This is a genomic window from Pantoea sp. CFCC18177 (genome assembly GCF_059412425.1).
In genome coordinates this window covers 90,611-113,823 of sequence record NZ_JBNBPL010000011.1, presented here as the reverse complement: position 1 = coordinate 113,823, position 23,213 = coordinate 90,611, and the positions used below count along the sequence as shown (strand labels likewise).

General features: G+C 57.7%; 4 protein-coding genes. All 4 read left to right on the top strand.

Features of this window, described 5'->3' with window-relative positions:
• The first annotated feature begins 50 nt into the window (after positions 1-50).
• The 4 genes from ACPUC8_RS13480 (at position 51) to ACPUC8_RS13465 (ending at position 22,886) form a co-directional block, all read left to right on the top strand.
• Complete coding sequence (locus ACPUC8_RS13480) at positions 51-17,948, top strand: Ig-like domain-containing protein (protein WP_494926502.1); 17,898 nt, start codon at positions 51-53, stop codon at positions 17,946-17,948.
• Between the two features lie 80 nt (positions 17,949-18,028).
• Entirely contained in the window at positions 18,029-19,483 is a 1,455-nt protein-coding gene (locus ACPUC8_RS13475; protein WP_494926501.1) for a TolC family outer membrane protein, read from the top strand.
• A complete protein-coding gene (locus ACPUC8_RS13470; protein WP_494926500.1) occupies positions 19,480-21,663 on the top strand; it encodes a type I secretion system permease/ATPase in 2,184 nt (727 codons plus the stop codon). The genes ACPUC8_RS13475 and ACPUC8_RS13470 overlap by 4 nt, the downstream gene beginning before the upstream one ends.
• A complete protein-coding gene (locus ACPUC8_RS13465) occupies positions 21,663-22,886 on the top strand; it encodes an HlyD family type I secretion periplasmic adaptor subunit (protein ID WP_494926531.1) in 1,224 nt (407 codons plus the stop codon). The genes ACPUC8_RS13470 and ACPUC8_RS13465 overlap by 1 nt, the downstream gene beginning before the upstream one ends.
• Positions 22,887-23,213: the final 327 nt, after the last annotated feature.

The following is a 23,213-nucleotide window of genomic DNA, read 5'->3' as shown; positions in this document are numbered from 1 at the left end:
GATACCGGGCGTTTTTATGGAATTTAATAACTGTGCGGGATTTCGATAAAATGAATAATATCTCTATCACTCCTAAAGGTGGGACGGTTGACACAGTCGTCAATGGCAGCCAAGTCAATTTAACTGCGCCAAGCGTGGTTAAACTTCACCTTAATCAATCAGATATTAAGTCTTTCACACGCAATGGTAATGATTTAGTCGTCACCACCAAATCTGGTGAAGTTGTTGTAATCCATAACTTTTACACTACAGCTGGCGATAGCGATTTGGTCCTGCAGGACGATAAAGGTGCGCTGTGGTGGGTTGAAGATCCCGGCACTGAAGGTTTCCAGTACGTCAACATTGACACCACTGAAGGGCTGTTAGCAGAGAACACCACCAATGACGGCACTATCGCGGCCTTCGGTATCGGTGGTGCTGCGCTGGCAGGTTTGGGTGCTATGTTTGCTGGTTCTTCCGGCGGTGGCGGTGGGAATGCACCCGTCAATGAGGGCAACACCGGCGGTGGCAATAACGGCGGTGGTAACAATGGCGGCGGGAACAATGGTGGTGGTAACAACGGTGGTGGCAATACTGGCGGTGGCGATACCACTCCTCCGGGCGCGGTTACTGACCTGGCTATCAGCGACAACGTAGGGCCGTATCAGGGTGCCATCATCGCTGGCTCCGTCACCGATGACAATACCCCAACCTTAAGTGGCAGCGCAGAAGCAGGTGCCACAGTGCGTATTTACGATGGTTCAACCCTGCTCGGTTCCGCTGTGGTGGGCGCTGATGGCAAGTGGACCTTCACTTCACCGGCACTGGCGGACGGTTCTCACAGCCTGACGGTGACAGTGACCGATGCTGCGGGCAATACCAGCGCAGCAAGCGATCCGATCAACTTCACTGTGGACACCACCGCGCCAGAAGCGGTGAGTGATTTAACTGTCTCAAACAACGCCGGCTCCGTAGTCTTGCCTGTCACTAACGGCGGCTCAACTAACGACACCACGCCATTGCTGAGTGGCAGGGGTGAAGTCGGCAGTATTATTACCATTCGCGACGGCGATACTATCCTCGGAAGCGTCACCGTGGGCAGCAACGGTAGCTGGAGTTTCACCAGCCCTGAGTTGAGTCAGGGTAGCCACACCCTCAGCATCACTTCCACCGATGCGGCAGGCAATACCAGCGCGGCCACCACCATCACCTTTACTGTCGACACCGAAGCCCCGACTGCGGCAACCGATCTCTCGATGACCGGCGATGCCAATGGTACGTCATCAACCGTTCTGAATGGCGGCACCACCGATGACAGCACGCCGACCTTGAGCGGACGAGGTGAGGCAGGATCTGTCGTGAGTGTTTACGACAACAACACCCTGATCGGCACCGCCGTGGTGGGCAGTGATGGTACCTGGAGCTTTACCACTCCGGCGCTGAGTAATGGTTCACACAGCCTGACGGTTACGCAGACCGATGCCGCAGGAAACGTCGGTCCAGCCAGCTCCGCTTATGAAATCACCGTAGACGCCGGCTTACCTCCGGCCACCACCTCGCTGGAAATCACCGACGACTCTGGCAATACCCTGGTGCAATTAAGCAACGGGGACAGCACACATGACAGCACGCCAACGCTGAGTGGCCTGGCCACTGCGGGCGCATTGATCACCCTGTATAACGGCAGCACAGAGATTGGTAGCGTTGTGGCAGACGCCGATGGGCAGTGGAGCTTCACACCCGCAGCACTGGCGGACGGCACCTATAACTTCCACGCCTCTGTCACCGATGCCGATGGCAATGTGACGCAAACGCCAAACATCGCGATTACCATCGATACCCTTGCGCCAGATGCAGCAGGCGGCCTGCAACTCAGTGATAACGACAACGGTACGGTACAGCCGATCGCTTCTGGCGGTGCGACCAACACCACTACGCCGCACTTGAGCGGTACCGCTGAACCGGGTAGCACGGTCACCATCCGTGATGGTGATACCGTGCTCGGTACGGCGACGGTGGGCAGTAACGGCACATGGGACTTTACGTCTCCAACGCTGAGCGAAGGCAGCCACAGCCTGACCACCACGGTGACCGATCCTGCGGGCAATACCAGCCCGGCGACAGATCCGATTACCTTCACCGTGGATACCCAGGCACCAGCGGGCGCCAGTAACCTCGTCGTCAGCGACAATGTTGGCGCGACAACCGGGCCATTGACTGCGGGTGCCACCACTGACGACAGTACGCCAACCCTGAGCGGTAATGCCGAAGCCAACAGCATTGTCAAAGTTTACGATGGCAGCACCTTGCTCGGCAGCGTGGCCGTTGATAGCAGCGGCAACTGGAGCTTTACTACCCCAACCCTGAGCAACGGTTCACACACATTAAGCGTTACCGTCACCGATGCAGCAGGTAATGTCAGCCCAGCCACCACCGGCTTTGGCCTGACCGTGAATGCCGGCGTACCACCGACCACCAGTACCTTGCAGGTAACAGACGATAGTGGCAGCACGCTGAAAATCCTGCCGGATGGCTCCAGCACCCATGATAAAACACCGATTCTGAATGGTTTGGCTGCGGCTGGCGATATCATCACGATCTACAACGGCACCACCGTGCTGGGCAGCACCACCGCAGGTGCGGATGGTCAGTGGAGCTTTACACCTGCATCACTGGCAGACGGGACTTACGCGTTCCATGCCGTTGCGACTGACAGCACTGGTAATCCAACTAATTCCGTTACCATCAACATCACCATCGACACTGTTGCACCAGCAGCAGCAGGCGATCTGCAACTCAGCAACAACAATGGCACCACCGTCACGCCAATCGCGGCTGGTGGCACAACCAGTGACAACACGCCTGTCTTGAGCGGCACGGCTGAACCTGGCAGCACCGTTACCGTGCGCGATGGGGATAATGTGCTGGGCACCGTGACCGTCGGCAGCAACGGTAGCTGGAGCTTTACTTCTCCCGCACTCGGAGAGGGCAACCACAGCCTGACCACCACAGTCACCGATGCCGCAGGCAACACTGGACCGGCATCTTCTCCGATTGCGGTCACTGTTGATACCACACCACCGGCGGCGGTGAGTGGGTTAGTGGTCACCGACAACGTGGGTGATTCGCAGGGCGAACTGACCTCGGGTGCTATTACTGATGACAATACACCAACGCTGAGTGGCACCGGTGAACCTAACGCGCTGCTGAGTATCTATGATGGCACCACGCTGCTGGGTAATACCACAGTTGGAGCGGATGGCACATGGAGCTTCACAACGGCAGCCCTGAGCAACGGTTCGCACAGTTTCACTATCACCGCAACGGATGCGGCAGGCAACGTTGGACCAACCAGCCCACCATTTGTTATTGATATTGAAGCAGATCTGCCAACTGCCAGCGATTCGCTGGAAGTAATCGATGATAATGGCAACACTGTCGAACAATTGGTTGATGGCGCCAGCACCAACGACCCGACACCGGTATTGATTGGTTCGGCCAGCCCAGGAAATATCATCACGCTGTATGATGGCGATCAGGTACTGGGCAGCACCACCGCAGGTGCTAATGGGCAATGGTCATTCAGAACAGGCACGTTGAGTGATGGTCCACATGCCATACATGGCACCATCACCGACGCGGCAGGTAACATCACTGATACCATCACCGTTAATATCATCGTGGATACCGTTGCCCCTGATGCGGTGAGCGGCTTGCAGGTGAGTAATGATGCAGGCAGCACATCCGTGCCAATTACCGCTGGCAGCATCACCAATGATGCTTCGCCAGTCCTGACCGGCAGCGCTGAAGCGGGCAGTGTGGTGACCATTCGTGATGGTAACACTGTACTGGGCACCGTCACCGTGGGCAGTACCGGCAACTGGACCTTTACCACTCCAGCCTTGGGCGATGGCAGTCATAGCCTGACCGCCACGGCAACCGATGCTGCTGGTAACAGCAGCCCAGCCACCACGCCAGTGACCTTTACCGTGGATACCACCGCACCGGCTGCCGCCAGTGGCCTGGTGCTCACCGATAATGCGGGTACCAGCACCGGCGCGCTGACCTCTGGTGCCACCACCGATGACAGCACCCCAACCCTGAGTGGTACCGCGGAAGCGGGTAGCATCGTTAAGGTTTACGATGGCAGTGCGCTACTCGGTTCGGCGGCGGTGGGTAGCGATGGCAGTTGGAGCTTCACCCCGGCATCGCCACTGACCAATGGCCAGCACAATCTCACCACCACGGTGACTGATGCGGCTGGCAACGTCAGCCCGGCATCCCCAGCCTTTACCGTTAACATTGATGCGGGCGTGCCGACCACCAATGAACTTATCGTGGTGGCGGACGACAGCGGCAGCACCATTGTGCAGTTGGAGGATAACTCCAGCACGCATGACAGCACGCCAGTGCTGAGTGGTCTGGCGGGCGCGGGTGATCTGATCACTATCTATAACGGCACGACCGTGCTTGGCACCGTTACCGCGGGCAGCGACGGGCAGTGGAACTTTACGCCTACCGCGCTGGCGGATGGCACCTATGCCTTCCACGCCACGGCGACTAATGCAACTACGGGTGTGATCAGTGATACCCCAACCATTAACGTCACTATCGATACCGTAGCGCCAGCAGCACCAACCGGCGTGGGTCTGACCAATGGTGATGGCGATCCCATCCCATCAGGCAGCAGCACCAACACCACGACGCCAACCCTGGAGGGTAACGGTGAGCCGGGCGGCACCGTCACGATTACGGATGGCACCACCGTAATTGGCACCACGACAGTGAATGACGATGGCACCTGGAGCTACACCACACCACCGTTGAGCGATGGCAACCACAGCCTCACCACCACTGTCACTGACCCTGCGGGTAATACCGGCCCGGCTTCTACTCCGGTCACCGTAACCGTGGATACTCAGCCTCCAGCAGCGGCAGGTAATCTTCAGCTCAGCAACGATGGCGGCACACCTATCGCGTCTGGCGGCAGTACCAATGACAGCACGCCAACTCTGAACGGCACCGCCGAACCGGGCAGCACGGTAACCGTATCTGATGGCGGCACCGTAATTGGCAGCACCACCACTGGCAGCGATGGCACCTGGAGCTATACCCCAAACACGCCGCTGGACGATGGCAGCCACAGCCTGACGACCACGGTAACTGACCCTGCCGGTAACACCGGACCAGCCAGTTCACCTGTGACCGTGACAGTGGATACCACACCGCCAGCCGTCGCAACCGGCGTACAGCTGAGCAATGATTCCAGCGGTACTGCGGTACCTATCACCAATGGCACCACCAATGACACCACGCCAGTGCTGACAGGACGTGCAGAGCCAGGCAGTACAGTCACTGTCTCTGACAATGGCAACGTGATTGGCACAACCACAGTGGGTAACGATGGTAACTGGAGCTTTACCCCATCCTCACCGCTCGGCGATGGCAGCCACAGTCTGACCACCACCGTGACGGATACTGCGGGTAATACCGGTGGCGCTTCAGCACCTGTCACCGTGACTGTTGATACCAGTATTCCAACCGTTCCGGGTAATGTGGCCTTGAGTAATGATGAAGGCACGACTTCAGTGCCGATTAGCTCGGGTACAGCAACCAATGACGCCACCCCAGTTCTGAGCGGAACGGCGCCAGAGGGCAGCACGATCACGGTCTCTGACGGCGGCACCGTATTGGGCACTGTCGTGGTTGGCGATAGCGGTAACTGGAGCTTTACGCCAACCGATCCATTAGGTGAAGGCAGCCACAGTATTACGGCAACGACGACCAGCCCAGCCGGTAACACCAGCGGCCCGTCCACGCCGATTGTGATTACAGTTGATACTACACCGCCAGCTGCGGCCACAGGCCTGCAACTGAGCAACGACAGCAGTGGCACGGCTGTGCCGATTGCGGCAAATGGCACCACCAATGACACCACGCCAGTATTAACCGGCAGCGCAGAGCCTGGCAGTACCGTGACGGTTTCTGACAATGGCACGGTGTTGGGCACGGCTATTGTTGGCAGCAATGGTAGCTGGAGTTTCACCCCAACCACACCGCTGGAGGCGGGTTCGCATAGTCTGACCACCACGGTGACAGACCCTGCGGGTAACACCGGTACGGCATCAACGCCTGTTGCCTTTAATGTGGATACTACCCAGCCGGATCCGGCAAGTGGGCTGGTATTGAACAATGACAACAGCGGTACGCCAGTGCCGATCACCAATGGTGCAACTAATGACACCACGCCGGTATTAACCGGTACTGCGGATGCGGGCAGCACAGTAACCGTGTTGGATGGCACCACCGTGCTGGGCACCGTAGTGGTAGGGGACAATGGAAGCTGGAGCTTTACAACGCCAGCGCTGAGCCAGGGCGAGCACAGCCTGACCACCACCGTCACCAGCCCAGTGGGTAACGTCAGCGACCCTTCTGCACCGATCGTTGTCACCGTGGATACGCAGGCTCCGGCATCGGCGGGCGGTCTGCAGTTCACCACGGATGATGGCACACCGATTGCTACCGGCGGTTCAACCAGCGATACCACACCAACCTTGAGCGGTACGGCCGAAGCGGGCAGTACGGTCACGGTTTCTGAAGGCAATACGGTATTGGGCTCAGTGGTGGTTGGCAGCGATGGCACCTGGAGCTTCACACCAAGCGCACCACTGGACGAGGGCAGCCATAGCCTGACCACGGTCGTCACTGACCCTGCTGGTAACAGCAGTGCGCCAACCTCTGAAGTGATTGTCATTGTCGATAGCACCTCCCCAGGTGAGGTCGGCGATCTGCAACTCAGTAATGACTCTACGGGTGTGGCGGTGCCTATTACCGCAGGCAGTGCCACCAACGACTCGACCCCTGTCCTCAGCGGTACCGCTGAGGCGGGCAGTATTGTCACCGTGAAAGATAACGGCATTGAAATCGGTACGGCGATTGTCGGCAGCGATGGTAACTGGAGCTTTACCCCGGCTACCGCGTTGGATGATGGTCCACACAGCCTGACCACAATTGTGACTGACTCAACCGGTAACGCCGGTCCTGAATCTGATGCCTTTGCATTCAGCGTGGATACTGTTGCGCCAGATGCCGCGAATGCCGTGGTGTTGAACAATGACAACGGCGGAACTGCTGTACCGATCACGTCCGGTAGTGCCACCAATGACACGACGCCAGTGCTGAGTGGTACTGCTGAAGCGGGCAGCATCGTCACCGTGCGTGATGGTGATACGATTCTGGGCAGTGTGCAGGTCACTGATGGCGGTACATGGAGCTTCCCTTCTCCAGCGCTGAGCCAAGGTTCCCATAGCCTGACGGCGACAGTGACGGATGCGGCTGGCAACAGCAGCCAACCTTCCACAGCCATCACCTTTACCGTAGACACGCAGGCGCCTGCTACTGCGGGTGCGGTGCAGTTGAGTAACGACAGCAGCGGCACATCCGTACCGATCACGGCTGGCAGCGTCACCAACGACAACACGCCAGTGCTGAGCGGAACGGCAGAAGTAGGCAGCACAGTTACCATCCTTGATGGCAGCAATGTGCTGGGCACGGTTGTCGTGGGTACTGGCGGTACCTGGAGCTTCACGCCAACACTGGCATTGGGCGAAGGTGCTCATAGCATCACCACCACCGTCACCGATGCTGCAGGCAACGTCAGTGCACCGTCAGCGGCGATTGGCTTCACCGTGGACAGCACACCACCGGCCACACCAGTAGTGACCAGCCTCAGCAACAACAACGGCGGTACCGCGGTCGTCTTTACTGCGGGTAGCACCACCAATGACTCAACGCCTGTTATTCGCGGGACCGGTGAGGTCGGTGCCACTGTCACCATTCGTGATGGCAGCACTATTCTGGGTACGGCGATTGTCGGCACTAACGGCATCTGGCGTTTCGAACCGACCACGGCGCTGGGCCAGGGCAGTCACACTCTGACGGTCACGGCGACAGACACTGCAGGTAACACCAGTGCGGCTTCTGCGGGCATTACTTTCAGCGTGGATACCATTGCGCCAGACGCCATCACTAATCTGGTGGCGAAAGATGACAGTGGCAATACGCTGACTGGCGTGACCAATGACAGCACACCAGCGCTGAGCGGCACGGCGGAAGCGGGCAGCATCATCAAAATCTATGATGGCTCAACGCTGATTGGTTCTACCCAGGCTGGCACCAACGGTGACTGGAACTTCACCACGCAACCGCTCACCGATGGCAGCCATAGCCTGAGTGCGACCGCCACCGATACCGCAGGGAACGTCAGTGCTGCCGGTAACGTGGTGACGGTGACGGTGGATACTTCCGTTCCGGTAACTCCTGAGTTTGTGGTGAACAATAATGATGTGACGCCTGTCGAGCCGGTAGCCAACAACGGCTACACCAACGACAACACACCGGCGTTGAGCGGTACTGCCACGGCCAATAGCCTGGTGATCATTTACGATGGCGATACCGCGATTGGCAGTGTCACCACGAATGCGCAAGGCGTGTGGAGTTTCACTACCGATACACTGGATGATGGCGCCCATGCATTGACGATTACGGTAACGGATTCGGCGGGCAACGTCAGCCCGGCTTCTTCAGTGACCACAATCAATGTTGATACGGTGACCCCGGATGTAGCTACCAATGTGTTGGTTAACAACAACGAAGGCAGCACACTGGTACCGATTGCGGCTGACGGTGCCACCAACGACACCACGCCAGAACTGACCGGTAGTGCTGAAGCGGGCACCATCGTCAGAATTTATGACGGCACGGATGAAATCGGATCGGTCCTGGTGGGCAGCACTGGCAACTGGACCTACACCACCGATACCCTCACTCAGGGCGAGCACAACCTGAGTGTGACGGTGACGGATGCGGCGGGGAATACCAGTGCTAATTCGCCAACCCTGACCTTCACCGTAGACAGCGAGGCACCGGATGCAGCGACAGGTCTGACGCTGGCGAATAACAACAGCGGCACAGAAGTGCCTATCGCTAACAACGGCACCACCAATGACAGCACCCCAGTACTGCGCGGTACCGCGGAAGCGAACAGCACCATTATCATTTCTGATGGCAACACGGTGCTGGGTACGGCAACGGCGGATGGTACAGGCAGTTGGAGTTTCTCACCAACGTTAACTGACGGCACGCATAATCTGACGGCAGTCGTGCGTGACGAGGCGGGTAACACCAGCCCGGTCAGCGGTACGGTAACAGTGACAATTGATACGGTGGCACCGCCATCAGTCACCAACCTGGTGCTGACTAATAACATTGATGGCGCGGTTAACATCCCGAACGGTGGCCTGACCAACGACAATACTCCAGTGCTGAGCGGCAATGGTGAGGTGGGCAGTATTATCACCATCTCCGACGCCAGCGGTGTTCTGGGATCTACCACCGTTATTGCCGGTGGCACATGGAGCTTTACCCCGACGACAGGCTTGGCAGATGGTTCCCATACCTTCAGCGTAACGGCGTCGGATACCGCAGGCAACGTCAGCGGCACCAGCACCATCAGTGCGGTGATTGATGCCACACCGCCAGCAGCCCCGAGTGCGATCACAGCCAGCAACGACAACGGTACAACACCGGTGGCGATTGCCAGCAATGCGACCACCAACGACAGCACACCATTCCTGAGCGGCAGTGGTGAAGCGGGTAGCATCATCAGAATCTACGATGGTGCAACCGAGTTGGGCAGCACGGCGGTAGGGAGCAACGGTCAGTGGAGCTTCAGCGTGCCAGCGCTGGATGACGGTAGCTACACGCTGAGAGTGACGGCGACGGATGCAGCAGGCAACACCAGCCAGGCTGCGGATACCGTTAACTTCACTGTGGATGCCACTCCACCAGCGATACCAACGCTGGTGGTGACCAACGACATTACCTCTGTGGTCGTCAACAACAATGGATTAACCAACGACAACACGCCTTCACTCAGTGGAAACGCGGAAGCGAACAGTGTGGTGACCATTTATGATGGCACCACGGTGATTGGCTCTACCACATCCACTGGCGCAGGCACCTGGACCTTTACTTCACCAACACTGACTGACGGCTCGCACACGCTGACGGTGACCGTCGCCGATGAGGCCGGCAACGTTAGCACCTCCGCTGCGACCACGGTGCGCATCGATGCTACACCGCCGCAGCCGGTAAGCGATTTGCTGCTGCAAAACAACAACGATACCGCTAACCCAACCACCATCGCTAATGGTGGGACCACCAACGACAGCACGCCTGTTGTCAGCGGTCAGGCGGAAGTGGGTTCAACCGTAACGGTCTATGAGGGCACCACCGTGCTGGGTACGGCGGTGGTAGATGCAGAGGGTAACTGGAGTGTCACCACCTCTACGCTGTCGAATGCCACGCACACGCTGACCATCAACGTCACGGATCCGGCCGGTAACATCAGTTCCAACACCACAGCCACAGTGACGGTGGATACCACTACGCCGGCGGAAGTCACGACGTTTGCGGTCTACAACAACGCCAATACCACGCCAGTTGAGTTGTTTAACAACGGCTTCTCCAACGACAACACCCCAGTGCTGCGCGGTACCGGCGTGGCAGGTACTACCATCAATATCATTATTGATGGTGTACAGGTGGCGACGACCACAGTAGCGAGCAACGGTGTATGGCGTTACGAAACCGGCGTTCAATCTGAGACGACGCATACTTATGCGGTGTCCGTGACCAACGCCGCCGGAACCACGGGTGACCCGACCACGCCAGTTAGCATCACCATCGATACCACCACGCCGTCAACGGTAACGAGTTATGTGGTGACTGACGATGTGGGTGTGGGTGGAACCCTGGCCTCCGGCGATACCACCGATGACAACACTCCAACCTTCAGTGGTACTGTCGAAGGTAACGCCACGGTATCTGTTTACGACGGCACCACGCTGTTGGGCACTGCTACGGCGTCAGGAACGGGAGCCTGGACCTTCACGCCAGCCACTGGCTTGTCGAACGGTGACCACAGCTTCACCTTCACGGTGACGGATCAGGCGGGCAATATCAGTGCCGCCAGTACGCCGGCCTTCACCCTGAATATTGAAGCGGGCTTGCCAACCGCCAGCGGTACACTGGTTATCACCGATGACAGCGGCAGTATGCCAGTCAACTTAACCGATGGCGCGAGTACGAAAGACACCACGCCAGTGTTAACGGGGGCGGCAACGGCTGGTGATGTGATTACCATCCACGATGGTTCGGGTACGGGTACGGTATTGGGTAGCGTGACCGTGGGAGCGGATGGACAATGGAGTTTCACGCCTACTCTGGCCGATGGCTCTCATGCTATCTACGTGACCAATCTTGCGGGTACAGAATCCGATACTATTAATATCACCGTCGATACCGTGGCGCCTGTTGCGGTCAGTGACCTGGCGGCTGCCAATAATAACGGCAGCACACCGGTAGCGATTGCCAATAACGGGATCACTAACGACAGCACGCCGTTGCTGACAGGTACCACAGAGGCTAATGGTATTGTCACCATCTATGATGGCAACACTGTCGTCGGCTCAACCACCGCCAGCGGCACCGGCGCGTGGAGCTTTATCTCGCCAACTCTCAGCCAGGGCGCGCATACATTGAGCGTCACGGTAACGGATGCAGCAGGTAACGTTGGGCCGCGTTCATCGACAGTGAGCTTCACCATAGACAGCATTGCGCCGAACGCCACGACGCTGGTGGTCACCAATGATACCAACAGCACCACCGTGCCAAACAATGGCTCGACCAACGACACTACGCCAACCCTGAGCGGCACGGCGGAAGCCAATGGACGCGTCTCTGTATACGATGGCACCACGCTGCTGGGTACGGCGATTGCCAGTGCTACGGGGGCATGGACCTTCACCTCAACGGCGCTGACACAAGGCACGCATACGCTGAATGTCACCGTAACGGATGCGGCAGGTAACGTCAGCGGAACCACCTCGTCCAACGTCATTATTGATACCACGCCGCCAGCTGCAGTGGCCGGTTTGGCTGCCGCCAACAACAACGGCAGCACGCCAGTCGCCATTGCTGCAGGTAGCAGCACCAACGACAACACACCTGCTCTCAGCGGTACTGCGGAAGCGGGCAGCGTTGTCAGGATCTATGACGGCGGTGTCTTGCTCGGTTCTGTCACCGCCAGTAGCACCGGCGCGTGGAGCTACACGTCAACCCAACTTGCGGATGGCAGCCACACCATCAACGTGACGGCGACGGATGCGGCGGGCAACATCAGCCCGAATGCCTCTATCACCTTTACCGTGGTGACCGGCGCACCGAACCCGGTAGCGGGTCTGGTGGTCAACGACAACGCGGGTACCGTACAGGGCAACTTGACCAGTGGTCAGTCAACCGATGACACCACGCCAACCCTGAGCGGCACGGCTACGGCAGGCAATATTGTCGTCATCAGCGAAGGCACCACTGTGCTTGGCTCGGTGGTGGCGGGCAGCAATGGGGCATGGACCTTCACTACAGCAGCATTGAGCGAAGGTTCACATCCGCTGAGTGTGACCGTGCGTGATGCAGCAGGCAACACCAGCACCGCGACCAACTTCACAGTGGTAGTGGACACCGTGGCACCGGCGACTTCATCGCTGGTGGTCACCAACGATGTCACCAGTACCGCAGTGCCAAACGGTGGTTCGACCAATGACACCACCCCAACCCTGAGCGGGGTGGCGGAAGCTAACGGTCGTGTCTCCATCTACGATGGCAGCACGCTGTTGGGCACCACTACGGCCAGCGCTACCGGAGCATGGAGCTTCACCTCCACCACGTTGGCGCAAGGTTCCCATACCCTGAACGTCACGGTGACGGATGCCGCAGGTAACGTCAGTGGTACCACCAGCTCTGTCGTAGTGATCGATACCACGCCTCCGGCGGCGGTCGCGAGTCTGGCTGCGGCGAACAACAACGGCAGTACGCCGATTGCGATTGCCGCAGGCAGCAACACCAACGACAACACGCCAGCCATCAGCGGTACCGCTGAAGCGGGCAGCGTAGTCAAGGTCTACGATGGCGGTACCTTGCTCGGTTCTGTTATTGCGGGCAGCAACGGTGCCTGGAGTCTGACCTCGACGACTTTGGCCGATGGTAGCCACACCATCAACGTCACAGCGACAGATGCAGCGGGCAACGTCAGCCCGAATGCCTCTATCACCTTCACGGTGGATACCGGTGTCCCTGTCGCAGTCACTAACCTGGTGGTCACCAACGATGTTACCAACACTGCGGTGCCAAACGGTGGTTCGACCAACGACAACACGCCAACGCTGAGCGGTACGGCTGAGGCGAATGCGATTGTGACGGTTTACGATGGCACAACCGTACTGGGTTCCACCACCGCCAGCGGCACCGGCGCATGGAGCTTCGTCAGCCCGGCATTGAGCAACGGTACCCATCCGTTGAGTGTGACAGTGAAAGATGCGGCGGGTAACGTCAGCCCGGCATCGACCACGGTTTCCGTGATTGTCGATACCGTTGCGCCGAACGCCTCGACGCTGGTGATCACCAACGACGTCACCAATACCACGGTGCCGAATGGTGGATCGACCAACGACAGCACGCCAACCCTGAGCGGTACAGCGGAAGTCGGCAGCATCGTCAGAATCTACGATGGCAGTACGCTGCTCACTTCAATCACTGTCGGCAGTACGGGGAACTGGAGCTACACCACGGGCGTACTGAGTCAGGGTTCACACCCGATCAGCGTCACTTCAACCGATGCAGCGGGTAACGTCAGTGCGACCACCAGCGCAACGGTGACAGTGGATACCGTGGTGCCAACGCTGACCCTGGCAGCTGCTAATAACAACGGCAGTTCGTCGGTGGCGATTGCCGCAGGTACCAGTACCAATGACAACACGCCTGCGCTGAGCGGTACGACTGAAGCAAACAGCGTCGTCAGAATCTTCGACGGCGGTGTGCAGATCGGTTCTGTCACGGCCAGCAGCACGGGTGCGTGGAGCTGGACCTCCACCACCCTGGCGGAAGGCGCACACACTATCACGGCGACGGCGACAGATGCGGCGGGTAACGTCAGTAATACGCCATCGATTACCTTCACTGTGGATACTGTTGTCCCTAACGCTGTGACTAACCTGGTGGTTACCAACGATATCACCAGCACAGCGGTGCCTAACGGCGGTTCCACCAACGACAACACGCCAACACTCTCTGGTACAGCTGAGGCGAACGCGATTGTCACGGTGTATGACGGCACTACGGTACTGGGATCCACCACCGCCAGCGGCACCGGCGCATGGAGCTTCGTCAGTCCGGTACTGACCAATGGTAGCCACCCTCTGAGCGTGACGGTGAAAGATGCGGCAGGCAACGTCAGCCCGGCATCAACAACCGTGACGGTCACGGTGGATACCGTCGCGCCGAACGTCTCAACGCTGGTGATTACCAACGATGTGACTAATACCACAGTGGCAAGCGGCGGCTCGACTAACGACACTACGCCAACGCTGAGCGGTACGGCGGAAGCGGGCAGCCGCGTGACCATCTATGACGGCACCACCGTCTTGGGCACTGCGATTGCCAGCGGCACTGGAGCATGGACCTTCACCACCTCAGTATTGACGCAGGGCTCACACCCGATCAGCGTGTCGGTCACGGATGCGGCCGGTAACGTCAGTGGCAGAACCAACGCCACGGTAGTTATCGACACCACACCTCCGGCAGCCGTCACCAGTCTGGTGGCAGCAAACAACAACGGCAGCACGGCGGTGACGATACCGAACAACGGTGTCACTAACGACAGCACGCCGCTGTTAACCGGTAATGGCGAAGTCGGGGCCAAAGTCAGCATCTATGATGGCAGCACCCTGCTGGGTACCACCACCGTCGGCAGCAACGGCAGCTGGAGCTTCATCTCCACCACGCTGAGCAACGGCACCCATACCATTAACGTCACGCAGACCGATGTGGCGGGTAACGTCAGCCCAACGGCATCGACGGTGATGACTATCGATACTGTGGCACCTGCGGCGGTGACTAACCTGGTGATCAACGATGACGTTGGCGCGAGTCAGGGGCCTCTGGCCAATGGCGCTGTGACCGATGATGCGACGCCAACCCTGAGCGGCACGGCGGAAGCGAACGCCATTGTCACCATCTACGATGGCACCACCGTATTGGGGTCAGTCACGGCGAGCAATACAGGGGCCTGGACCTTCACCACCGCCACACTGAGCAACGGTACGCATCCGTTGAGCGTCACCGTCACTGATGCAGCGGGTAACACCAGTGCGGCGTCGGCAACGGTCTCCATTACCGTGGATACTGTGGCACCAGCCGTCTCAACCCTGGTGATCACCAACGACATCACCAATACCACTGTTCCAAGTGGCGGTTACACCAATGACACCACACCAACCTTAAGCGGTGTGGCGGAAGCGGGCAGCCGCGTGTCGATCTACGACGGTAGCACGTTGCTGGGTACTGTCACGGCAGGCAGCAACGGCGCATGGACCTTCACCACGGCGGTACTGACGCAGGGTAGTCACCCGATCAATGTCACCGTGACGGATCCGGCGGGCAACGTCAGCGGCACCACCTCTGCAACGGTGATTGTCGATAGTGTCGCTCCTGCGGCGGTGACCAGTCTGGTGGCGGCTAACAACAACGGCAGTACGGCGGTGACCATCCCGAACAATGGGGTGACCAACGACAATACGCCGCTGTTGAGTGGTAGCGGTGAGGTCGGGGCGATTGTCAAAGTCTACGACGGTAGTGTGCTGCTTGGCAGTACCACTGTCGGTAGCAACGGCACCTGGAGCTTGATTTCTACCACCTTGAGCAACGGTACCCACACCATCAACGTGACGCAAACCGATGCAGCGGGCAACGTCAGCCCAACAGCCTCAACTATCATGACCATCGATACGGTGGCACCAACAGCGAGCAGTCTGACCATTACCGACGACACGGGTAGCACGCCGGTATCGCTGGCAAATGGAGCCTACACCAAAGACACCACGCCAACATTGAGTGGTACAGCGGAAGTGGGGGCGGTTGTCACCATCTATGATGGAGCCACCATTCTCGGTTCCGTCACGGTGGGTAGTAGCGGTGCATGGACATACACCACGGCAGTGCTGGCGAATGGCGCGCATCCATTGAGCACCACCGTCACCGATGCAGCAGGTAACGTCAGTACCGGTAACACCACGGCAACGGTCAACATCGATACCGTGGCACCGGTTGCGGTCACCAACCTGGCGATTAACGCAGCGGGCACGACCGTCACCGGTAGTGGTGAAGTCGGGGATACGGTCACCGTGCGTGATGCCAGTGGTAACTCGCTGGGTACGGCAACCGTGGGATCGGCGGGCACATGGTCGGTGACCTTGAGCACGGCGCAAACCACCGGCGCTTCCCTCTCGGTTATCCAGACTGACCGCGCGGGTAACGTCTCACCTTCTGCTGCACTGACGGGGGCGATTCGTATTGTTGCCACCAACGATACCAACGAGGTGGATTACACCACCGCGACCGGTACGGTGACGAATGCGAACGTGAGTGATACCAGTACCGCGTTACTGAGTGTCAACCTTGGCACCCTGTTGGGCGTCGGCGTCTTGACCAGCAACAACGCCTACACCTTCAGCGTGGGAACGGGGGATACACGAACCGTAACGTTACATGGCTCGGTGACCAGCCTGTTGTCCGTCACTGCAAACTACACCTTGTATCTGTATAAGCAGAATGCGGATGGCACCTGGTCAATCCAGTCTTCTAACGCCAACTACATCCAGTCGTTCCTGTCACTGGGCACGCAGACTGGCGGTAACGTGACCTACAGTAACCTGACCACCGGTAACTATGCTGTGGTACTGGGTTCCAGTAACGGTATCTCGGCGCTGCCTTCTACCACGATCTACACCACGTCGGATATCACGACGCTGGCAGTGACTGTGGCAGCGACCGTCACCGGTAACTTGCTGACCAACGATACCAGTTCAGTCTCCGGTACGGTTCCGACCGGTACGGCGGTCACAACGGTGTCTGGTAGTGCAGTGGCCGCGTCCGGTAACACGGTGATCAATACCACCTACGGCACGCTGACCATCGATTCGCACGGTAACTACACCTATACGCTGAAAGCAGGTCTGGACATCGATACCTTGCCAACAGCGGATACCTTCACCTATTCGGTGAGGGATGCCAGTGGTGCGGTGACCTCTGCGTCATTGACGGTCACGCTGCATAACGGTGTGGCAACGTCGTTGACGGTGAACAGCTTGCTGGCGGAAACCACCTCGACAAGCGCGACGCACGATGCCAGCGGCAGCATCTACGGTGACTCGACGACGCATACCGGAACCTTGAGCATCACTAATGAACACGGTGATGTCACAACGGTTCACAGTGTGGGTACTACGTCGATTGCGGGGGACTATGGTGTGCTGAGTATTGCAGCCAACGGTAGCTACACCTATACGCTGAATGCAGGGGTTGATGGGCAGAGCCTGCTGCATAAAGAGGTATTCAGTTATACCCTGGCAGCAACGGATGGCACCATTACCACCCAGTCGTTCACTATTGACCTGCACCCGACCATCACTGGTACGGCGGGGGCTGACACCATTACCGGCGGTGCCTATAACGACACCATTACTACCGGTGCGGGTGCAGACACTCTCGTCTATCACTTACTGGCGAGCGCAGACTCTACTGGCGGCAACGGTCACGATACCTGGACCGACTTTAATGTTGCGCAAGGCGACAAAATTGACGTCAGTAACTTGCTAATTGGTTGGAATGATTCCACAAGTAATATTAATGATTTCGTGAAAGTGGATCATACTTCAGATGGCAACACCGTGCTCTCAATTGACCGTGATGGGACAGGTACGGCGTACAGCAGCACTCAACTGGTTACGCTGGAAGGCGTGAACGTTTCACTAGAGGAGTTGCTGCAACAACCGCACCAAAACACCACGGTTTAATAAGACCGGTGACAGGAAGCAGGGAAGCAGTATGGGCGCAGGGATGCGCCCCTTTCTCTTTTTTGACTGGTGGATTATCGATGGATTTGATGCAATCAGGCACTACCACGCGCCGTTATTCTAAGCTCAGCGTCTTCTGTGCTGGCATCGCTTTATTTCATTGTTCTCAACTTATGGCTGCCAGTGATGCGCTCACTTCGGCAGGCACAATAACTTCAGCAGGCCTGGCGCAACAGCAGCAGGACTTGCCCTCTTTAACCGGTGAAGTGGCTGAACCCGCGTTGGCTCACGTCCCGGACTCCCTCACCATTAACCAGGCCGTTCAGCGTGCCATTCAATGGCACCCCGATATCGCAGAAGCGGTCGGCAAAATGCTGGAACAGGCAAATCAGGTCGATGTGGCCAAAGCCAAATACTATCCGCAGATAAGCGGGGGGATGAACAACGGCTACACCAACGCCTATACCGAAAAGGGCTTCAGCCCATCATTTGTTTTGTCGGTGTCGCAGATGCTGTACGACTTCGGCAAAGTCAGCAGTTCGGTGCGTTCCGCTGAAGCGGGTGTCGCGATGGAACAAGCCAACGTGCTGGTGAGTATTGATACGGTGGCGCATGACACTGCCTCTGCGCTGGTGGAAGTGCAGGGGTATCAGCAGTTGGTCAAGATTGCTCAACAGCAATTGGATGCGCTAACTAAGATTGGCGATCTGGCGCGTCAGCGTAACGATGAAGGCGCTGCCTCACTCTCTGATGCCACGCAAACCGATGCGCGTATCGAAGGGGCCCGCACCACGCTGATCCAGTATCAAGCCAACCTTGATCGCTGGCGTGCCACGCTGGCGACCTATCTCGGCTGGCCGCTGGTCAAAAAAGTGAATGATGATTTCCCGGTCAACCTGACGCGCGCCTGCGCGGTGGGCAAATCCGATGACAAACTTAACCCTACCGTGTTGTCCGCGTGGGCGCAGGCCAACCAGGCGCAAGCCAAGCTGGATAACGCCAACGCGCAAAACTTGCCCACCATCTCACTGGAACCGCAGGTCACGCACTATCTTAATGACCACTATTCCGGCAGTGAAACCCTGGATCGCACCCAGTATCAGGCGTTCGTGAAAGTGGAAATGCCGATTTATCAGGGCGGGGGGATCACCGCTGCGCGTGACGCCGCTGCCAACGCTTTACAGGCGGCAAATGCAGCCGTTAACTCGGCCCGCTTAAAAGCGCGCCAGCAGCTGAGTGAATCACAAAGTGCCGCGCTGAGTCTGTCGCAGAGCCTTGCAATCATGGGGCGGCAACAGACGTTGGGTGAGAAAACTCAGCAACTGTATCAGGACCAGTATCTGCAACTCGGCACGCGTCCGCTGCTGGACGTGCTCAACGCCGAGCAGGAAGTGTTTCAGACGCGCTTCACCCTGCAGCAAACCATCAGCCAGTTACGATCGTTGCAACTCGACTGCTTATACAGCACCGGGCATATCCGCTCGGCCTTCGCGTTGAATAATCAGCGGATCCAGAATGTGGAGATCCAGCCATGACACAGCTACAAATTCCCGACGCACCCAACGGTGACAGCAGTAATGCAACCGGAGGGGACGTACCGTTAAATGGATGGGCAACGGCGATCATCCTGATTGCCACCCATTACCGCTTGCCTTGTTCACCGGGCATGATCATGGCCGCGGCTGAGTGGCAGGGTAAACAGACGCGTGACAAAGCGTTGCGGCATCTGGCGCGTCAGGCGGGCTTATCGTTGCAACTCTATGAAGAGAACAAATGGGAGATCACCAGTTGGCGTTTGCCGCTGGCGATAGAGCTGACTGATGGTCAGGTTGGAGTCATCACCAGTTTTGATGGTGAAGACGAAGTGCGTGTCCATTTCGCGGGTGACGAACAACCGGCTCCGGTGGCGCTGGAGACGCTGTTACCGGAGATCCGCTTTGCGGCGGCGCTGCGTCCGGTCACCGCAGCAAAAGACAGCCGCGTCGATCGCTACTTAGCCACGGTAAAACCTGACTGGCTACGGCGTTTGGTGCTGCACGACATGCGCCCTTATGCGCACGTCATGCTCGGCTCGTTTTTGATTAACCTGATGGCGCTGGTCGGCATTATTTTCTCGATGCAGGTGTATGACCGTGTTATTCCCGCGCAATCTTACCCCACGCTGTATGTGCTCTATATCGGCGTAATTATCTCGGTGGTGTTTACCTATGTGCTGCGCGTCGGGCGCGATCACGTTACCGACCTGCTGGGTAAACGTGCCGATATGCGCGTCTCTGACCGCGTGTTTGGCCATGCGTTGCGCTTGCGTAACAGTGCGGTACCTCGCTCCACTGGGACGTTCATCTCGCAGTTGCGCGAGCTGGAATCAATCCGTGAGATGGTGACCTCCACTACCGTTTCCGCGATTGTCGATATGCCGTTCTTCCTGCTGTTTATGTTGGTGATGGCGATTATCGCGCCGCAGCTGGCATGGATTGCACCCATATCGGTGATTTTGATGATACTGCCCGGCATTTTCAGCCAGAAGAAACTGGCGAAGCTGGCACAGCAAAACCTCAAAGAATCGACGCTGCGTAATGCGGTGCTGGTGGAGAGCGTGCAGGGGCTGGAGGATATCAAGCTGATGCAGGCTGAAGACCGTTTCCTGCAACAGTGGAACAGCTACATACGCATTACCGCGCAGTCCGGCGTTGAGATGCGCAAAGTGATGCACTCTCTGATCAGCTGGGGTGTCACGGTGCAGGGGCTGGTGTACGCCAGCGTCATCGTTGTCGGCGCGCCGATGGTGATTAACGGGGATATTACCACCGGTGCCATCGTTGCGGCTTCCTTACTCTCTTCTCGTATGATCGCGCCGATGGCCACGCTGTGCGGCGTGCTGGCACGTTGGCAGCAGGTGAAAGCCGCCAAAGGCAGCCTGGATGCGCTGATGAACTTGCCGGTGGAAAACAGCAAAGATGAAACGCGCATTCACTGCCCGGTGCTGTTTGGTCATTACCAGTTCAACGATGCGATGTTCCGTTACTACACCGATTCCCTCACGGTAGCGCTGCGTATCAAAAGCCTGACGATAAAACCAGGTGAACGCATTGCGGTATTGGGGCGCAACGGTTCCGGTAAATCGACGCTGCTGCAAGCCATGATTGGCGGTATGGATTTAGTGGCGGGCGAACTGCGCCTGGATAACCTGAGCCTGCCGCATATTGATGTGGCGGATGTGCGGCGTAACGTGGGTCTGATGACGCAAAACGCACGTCTGTTCCACGGCACGCTGCGTGAAAACCTCACCATGGGCGCGGCTCACGCTACCGACGATGCCATTTTCGGTGCACTGACGGTGAGCGGCGGGGCTGATTTTATCCGCCGTCTGCCGCTGGGGCTGGACCATCCGGTGATGGAAGGTGGCGTGGGATTATCAGGCGGTCAGCGTCAGTCGCTGCTGCTGGCGCGCATGCTGCTGCGCGACCCCAATATCATCCTGTTGGATGAACCCACTGCAGCGCTGGACGATCATACCGAGAAAGAGTTTATTGAACGGCTCGGCGCGTGGCTGAATGGTCGCACCCTGATCGTGGCAACCCATCGAGCGGCCATCCTTGCGCTGGTGGATCGTGTACTGGTACTGAAAGACGGACAACTGGTGATGGACAGCCCGAAAGAGAACGCGCTGCCGCCACCGCGTGCGGGCGGTAATCCACCGGAGGTGCGCCCATGATGAAGCAACTTCCCGGTAAACTGCGGCTGGTGACGGCGGCGGAAGTCGACTCTTCTGACGATCTGTTGGGAGAACTGAAATCAGAAACTCACTATACCGGCGCGGTGCGACTGATCACAATTAGCGCGGCCTTGATTCTGGTGTCACTGGTGTGGGCGTGGTTTGGCGTGCTGGATGAAGTCTCAACCGGCACCGGCAAAGTGATCCCCAGCTCGCGTGACCAGGTGCTGCAATCGTTGGAAGGCGGCATCCTTACCGAACTGTATGTGCATGAGGGCGATAAGGTGAAAGCAGGGCAGGTGGTGGCCCGGCTTGATGCCACGCGTTCTGAATCCAACGTGGGTGAAAGTGCTGCGCGCTATCGTGCTGCTCTGGCTGCCGCTGCGCGCCTGAATGCCGAAGTTAACGATCAGAAACTCGTCTTCCCCGCAGAGCTGAATAAGTTCCCGGATCTGATCGCCTCAGAGACCCGCTTGTATAAAACCCGCCGCGCCCAGCTCACCGATGCCACGGCGCAGTTTAATCAGTCGCTGGCCTTGGCCAATAAAGAACTGGCCATCACCCAGCGACTGGCGAAAACCGGTGCAGCCAGTAGCGTCGAGGTGCTGCGCTTGCAACGTGATAAGTCGGATCTGGAGCTGAAGCTGACCGATATGCGCTCGCAGTACTATGTGCAGGCGCGTGAGGAGTTGGCGAAAGCCAGTGCCGAAGCGGACAGCCTGGCGCAGACCATCAGAGGGCGTGAGGACACGGTAACTCGCTCGACTATCCGTTCGCCGATGGACGGTATCGTGAAAAACATCAAAGTCTCCACCGTGGGTGGGGTGATCCCGCCAAACGGTGAGTTGATGAATATCGTGCCGTTGAATGACCGCCTGCTAATCGAAGCGCGTCTGTCACCGCGTGATATCGCCTTTATCCATCCTGGCCAGCGTGCGGTGGTGAAGATCTCGGCGTATGACTATGCCATTTACGGCGGTTTGAATGGCGTGGTGGAGAGCATTTCACCGGATACCATTCAGGATGAAGTGAAACCGGAAATCTACTACTACCGTGTATATATCCGCACTGATAACGACTACGTGCAGAACAAAGCCGGTAAACGCTTCGCGATCAGTCCGGGGATGGTTTCTACGGTGGATATCAAAACCGGTGAGAAGACCATTATGGATTACCTGATCAAACCGTTTAACAAAGCCAAAGAGGCGATGCGCGAGCGGTAATCGCTGTTCGTTAACCGTCATTGAGCCGCTGTTTGTGATGCAAACAGCGGTTTTTTTTATGCGTTGAGGGCGTGAGGCGTAAGTGGATTTTATGTTTTAAACAGTAATGAAAATGATACTGAAAGGTAGCCCGAGCGCAATTTTTCGTCCCCCTGCTGTCATTGTTTTCATTTAAAGCTCGAAGATTTTCTTAGCGATTTCCAGGCAAATTCTCATCGCATTTTTTTGGTTTTTTTGAATAGAGCAGAGTGGGATTCATTTATTGGAAGCTTTTTGAAATGTTTTGAAAATTTTGGCGCGTTTGAGAGGTAAGTGCTGAAGGTTTAG

What these genes read in the sequence shown, in the direction of transcription:
- ACPUC8_RS13480 (WP_494926502.1), top strand. Translation starts at nt 51, where the DNA reads ATGAATAATATCTCTATCACTCCTAAAGGTGGGACGGTTGACACAGTC.
- ACPUC8_RS13475 (WP_494926501.1), top strand. Translation starts at nt 18,029, where the DNA reads ATGGATTTGATGCAATCAGGCACTACCACGCGCCGTTATTCTAAGCTC.
- ACPUC8_RS13470 (WP_494926500.1), top strand. Translation starts at nt 19,480, where the DNA reads ATGACACAGCTACAAATTCCCGACGCACCCAACGGTGACAGCAGTAAT.
- ACPUC8_RS13465 (WP_494926531.1), top strand. Translation starts at nt 21,663, where the DNA reads ATGAAGCAACTTCCCGGTAAACTGCGGCTGGTGACGGCGGCGGAAGTC.